Source organism: Cellulomonas sp. B6 (assembly GCF_001462455.1).
GTDB lineage: Bacteria > Actinomycetota > Actinomycetes > Actinomycetales > Cellulomonadaceae > Cellulomonas.
The window spans coordinates 1-3,935 of record NZ_LNTD01000002.1 but is presented as its reverse complement, the minus strand read 5'-3'; the positions used below and the strand labels follow the sequence as shown (position 1 = coordinate 3,935).

Genomic DNA, 3,935 nt, shown 5'->3' with positions numbered 1-3,935 from the left:
CGGCCTGCTGGGCGCCGGCGCGGCTGAGCTCGGCGATGCGCCGCTCGGCGGCCGCGAGCTTCGTCTTGAGGTCGTCGTTCTCGCCCTGCAGGTCCCGCAGGGTGTTGACGACCTCGTCCAGGAAGTCGTCGACCTCGTCCTGGTCGTAGCCCTCGCGGAACTTGGTCGCCTGGAACTTCTTGTTCAGGACGTCGTCTGCGGTGAGCAGTGCCATCGTCGTCACCTCTGTCGGTCGTACTGGGTCCGGTCGGCGGCAGTCAGTCCACCGACCACCTCGGGCCACGGTAGCGGAGTTTCGGAGCGGTGCACGCCCCCTGGTGCGCGGGCGGCACGAGCCGCCCGGTGCGTGTCACGGCGGGTCCGCCGCGGTGTCGTGCGGCTGCTCACACGCGTGCGAGCAGCGACAGCAGGAACGAGCAGCCCAGCGCGAGCACGAGGAACGCGAGGTCCAGGCGCACGGAGCCGATGCCGATCGGGGGCAGCACGCGCCGCAGCGCGCGCAGGGGCGGGTCGGTCACGCTGTAGGCGACCTCGGCCACGACCAGCACGAACCCGGTCGGACGCCACTCGCGCGCGAACACCTGGACCCAGTCCAGCACGAGCCGCACGAGCAGCAGCAGGAAGAAGACGAGGACGACCAGGTAGAGCAGGTTGGCGAGGATGCGCACGCGTCAGCTCTGGTTGTAGAAGCCGGCACGCGCCGGAGGCTCGGGCGTGGCGGAGTCGCCCGCGAGCTCGACGTGCGCGGGCGACAGCAGGAACACCTTGGCGGTGACCCGCTCGATCGCGCCGTGCAGACCGAAGATCAGACCGGCCGAGAAGTCGACGAGCCGCTTGGCGTCCGCGTCGTCCATGTCGGTGAGGTTCATGATCACCGGCGTGCCCTCGCGGAACGCCTCGCCGATCTTGCGCGCGTCGTTGTAGGAGCGCGGGTGGATCGTCGTGATGCGGCGCAGGTCGCCGGCCTCGCGCGGCGCCGGCGCGGCCTGCACGCGCGGCGTGCGGTGCAGCGGCGTCACCTGGGCCTCGTAGGTCTCCTCGGGCACGGCGGTCTCCGTCTCCTCGTACTCCTCGAGGTACTCCTCGTGGTCGGACCGGTCGTCGGCCAGGCCGAGGTACAGCATCGTCTTGCGCAGCGCTCCGGCCATCGCGTCGTCTCCCATCCGCCAGGTCTCCCCGACTCCCGCGCCCCCGCACGCCCCGTCACCGTCGGACCGGTGCCGGACGTCCCTGCGCTGGTCACGCTAGCAACGCGCGCCGCGACCGGCTCGGCGACACGCGGGCGTGTCGGGACTCGGGACGCGGCGCGCCGGGAACAGGCCGCGTCACGCGTCGACCGAGGCCGGGAGCAGCCGCACCACGCCCGCGAACCGCCCCGTCGCGGGCGCACCGCTGTGGACGGCTCGCCGGTGGGAGTACAGCCGCGGGTCGACGTACGTGTCCCGCCCGTCGACCCGCACGTGCGCGACGCCGCAGGACGCGAGCACCGCGCGGGCACCCGCGGCGAGGTCGACCGCCGGGGTGCCGGCGGTCGTCAGACCCGCGGCCGCGGGCACCCGCGCCGCGACGTCGTCGCGCATCGCGGCCGGCACCTCGTAGGACGCGGCGGCGATGCACGGTCCCACCACCGCGCGCGTCCGCCCGGGGTCGGCGCCCGCCTCGACCATCGCGGCCACGGCCGCCTGCAGCACGCCGGCGACGAGCCCGGGCCGCCCCGCGTGGACGGCCGCCACGACCCGCGCCACCGGGTCGGCGAGCAGCACGGGGGCGCAGTCGGCGACGTAGGCGCCGAGCGCGACGTCGGGCGACGTGGTCACCAGCGCGTCGGCGCGCGTCCCGGCGGCGACGTCCGCACCGTCGACGACCACGACGTCGGCACCGTGCACCTGCGTGACGAGCACGAGCGGCGCACCGAGCCGACGCGCGACGGCGTCCCGGTTCCGTGCGACCGCGACCGGGTCGTCGCCGACGGCCGACCCGACGTTGAGACCCGCCCACGGACCGCCGCTGACACCGCCGTCGCGGGACGTGAACCCCGCGAGGACGCCCGCGCCCAGCGGCACGACGTCGAGAGCGACGTCGTGCGTGGGCGCGGGCTCCCCCGGCACGTCGACCTACTTGAGGAAGTCCGGGACGTCGAGCTCGTCGCGGTCGCGCCGCGCGGGGGGCTCCTCGCCGAGCACGCGCGGTACCTCGAGCGCCCCGGTCGCCGCCGGCGGCTCGGACTGGTTCGACAGGAAGGCCGGGACCTCCTGCTGCGCACCGGTGCCAGCCGACGACGAGCCGACGGGGACGAGGTCCTCGTCCGGCACCTGGACGGGCCGCGGCGTCGGGGACGCCGACGCGCCGGGCAGGGCGGTCACGGGGGCGACCGCCGGCACCTGACGCGCCGTCGCGCCGCTGACCTGCCCGAGGGCGCGGCCGTCGCGACGCTGCACGGGGCCGCCGTTGTCGAACCCGGCCGCGATCACGGTGACCCGGACCTCGTCGCCCAGGGCGTCGTCGATCACGGCGCCGAAGATGATGTTCGCCTCGGCGTGCGCCGCCTCCTGCACGAGACGCGCGGCCTCGTTGATCTCGAACAGACCGAGGTCGGAGCCGCCCTGGATCGACAGCAGGACGCCGTGCGCCCCGTCGATGCTGGCCTCGAGCAGCGGCGAGGAGATCGCCATCTCGGCGGCCTGCACGGCACGGTCCTCGCCGCGCGCGTACCCGATGCCCATGAGGGCGGACCCGGCGCCCTGCATGACGGACTTGACGTCGGCGAAGTCGAGGTTGATGAGGCCGGGGGTCGTGATGAGGTCGGTGATCCCCTGGACGCCGGACAGCAGCACCTGGTCGGCGGAGTGGAACGCGTCGAGCACCGAGACGTTGCGGTCGGAGATCGACAGCAGCCGGTCGTTCGGGATGACGATGAGCGTGTCGACCTCGGCGCGCAGCGCGTCGATGCCCGCGTCGGCCTGCACCGAGCGGCGCCGTCCCTCGAACGTGAACGGACGCGTGACGACACCGATGGTCAGGGCCCCGAGCGAGCGCGCGATCCGCGCCACGACCGGCGCACCGCCGGTACCCGTGCCGCCGCCCTCGCCTGCCGTGACGAAGACCATGTCGGCGCCGCGCAGGACGTCCTCGATCTCCTCGGCGTGGTCCTCGGCGGCCTTCTTGCCGACCTCGGGGTCGGCACCCGCGCCGAGCCCGCGCGTGAGCTCGCGGCCGACGTCGAGCTTGACGTCGGCGTCGGACATGAGCAGGGCCTGGGCGTCGGTGTTGACGGCGATGAACTCGACACCCTTGAGGCCGACCTCGATCATGCGGTTCACGGCGTTGACGCCGCCTCCGCCGATGCCGACGACCTTGATGACCGCCAGGTAGTTCTGCGGAGCTGCCACGGTGGGTGCCTCTCGTTCGCGGATCGCGGCGTGCCGGCCGCTGCTGCTCGCCCCGTCGCGCGGGGCCGGTGCGTGAACCTTCACCCTCAGGTTGAGGGTGAGAGTTATGTCAGGTGCGTTGTCGTGTCGTGACGCTAGGTCGCCGCACCCGGTCGGGCAACGACCACCCCGCGCGTGTCGGCGGATCGTCCCCTCGGATGCGCCGGGGCTCGTCCGGTCACCGCGTGATCGGCATGCGCGGCGCCGAGACGTCGAGCACCGACGCCCCGGCGGCCTCGGGCGCCGCGCGCAGTGCACCGAGGACCGCGACCTTGAGCGGCGTCTCGTCGGCGCTCCCCCAGTCGACCTGCGGGCCGTCGCGCAGCTGCATGGTCACGGTGTCCTGCGTGCGCGCCGCCACCGACTGCACCTGCCCCAGCAGGTCGGGCGGCAGCTGCTCGAGCACGCGCAGCACCGCGGTCAGCGTGCGCTCGTCACCCACCGGCACGTCGACGGCGGGCAGCCCGTCGGGCGGCGCGTCGGCGCGGCCCACCTGCACGCCCTCCT

The 3,935-nt window shown here is 74.2% G+C and carries 6 protein-coding genes; all 6 read right to left on the bottom strand.

The window, feature by feature from the left end; genetic code table 11:
- The coding region (locus ATM99_RS00050; protein ID WP_190278736.1) for a DivIVA domain-containing protein at nucleotides 1-214 on the bottom strand (214 nt) is incomplete at its 3' end.
- A gap of 169 nt (nucleotides 215-383) precedes the next feature.
- Complete coding sequence (locus ATM99_RS00045; protein ID WP_062100921.1) at nucleotides 384-668, bottom strand: YggT family protein; 285 nt, start codon at nucleotides 666-668, stop codon at nucleotides 384-386.
- A 3-nt stretch (nucleotides 669-671) separates the two neighbouring features.
- Nucleotides 672-1,148: a cell division protein SepF gene (locus ATM99_RS00040; protein WP_062100920.1), complete on the bottom strand. Its 477-nt coding sequence runs from the start codon at nucleotides 1,146-1,148 to the stop codon at nucleotides 672-674.
- Between the two features lie 177 nt (nucleotides 1,149-1,325).
- The gene (pgeF, locus tag ATM99_RS00035) at nucleotides 1,326-2,108 is read right to left on the bottom strand and encodes a peptidoglycan editing factor PgeF (RefSeq protein WP_062100919.1); all 783 of its coding nucleotides are present in this window, start codon (nucleotides 2,106-2,108) and stop codon (nucleotides 1,326-1,328) included.
- 6 nt (nucleotides 2,109-2,114) lie between these two features.
- On the bottom strand, nucleotides 2,115-3,389 hold the full coding sequence (gene ftsZ, locus ATM99_RS00030; RefSeq protein ID WP_062100918.1) for a cell division protein FtsZ: 1,275 nt from the start codon (nucleotides 3,387-3,389) through the stop codon (nucleotides 2,115-2,117).
- 217 nt (nucleotides 3,390-3,606) lie between these two features.
- A partial coding sequence (locus ATM99_RS00025) for a cell division protein FtsQ/DivIB (protein ID WP_190278735.1) occupies nucleotides 3,607-3,935 on the bottom strand: 329 nt, incomplete at its 5' end.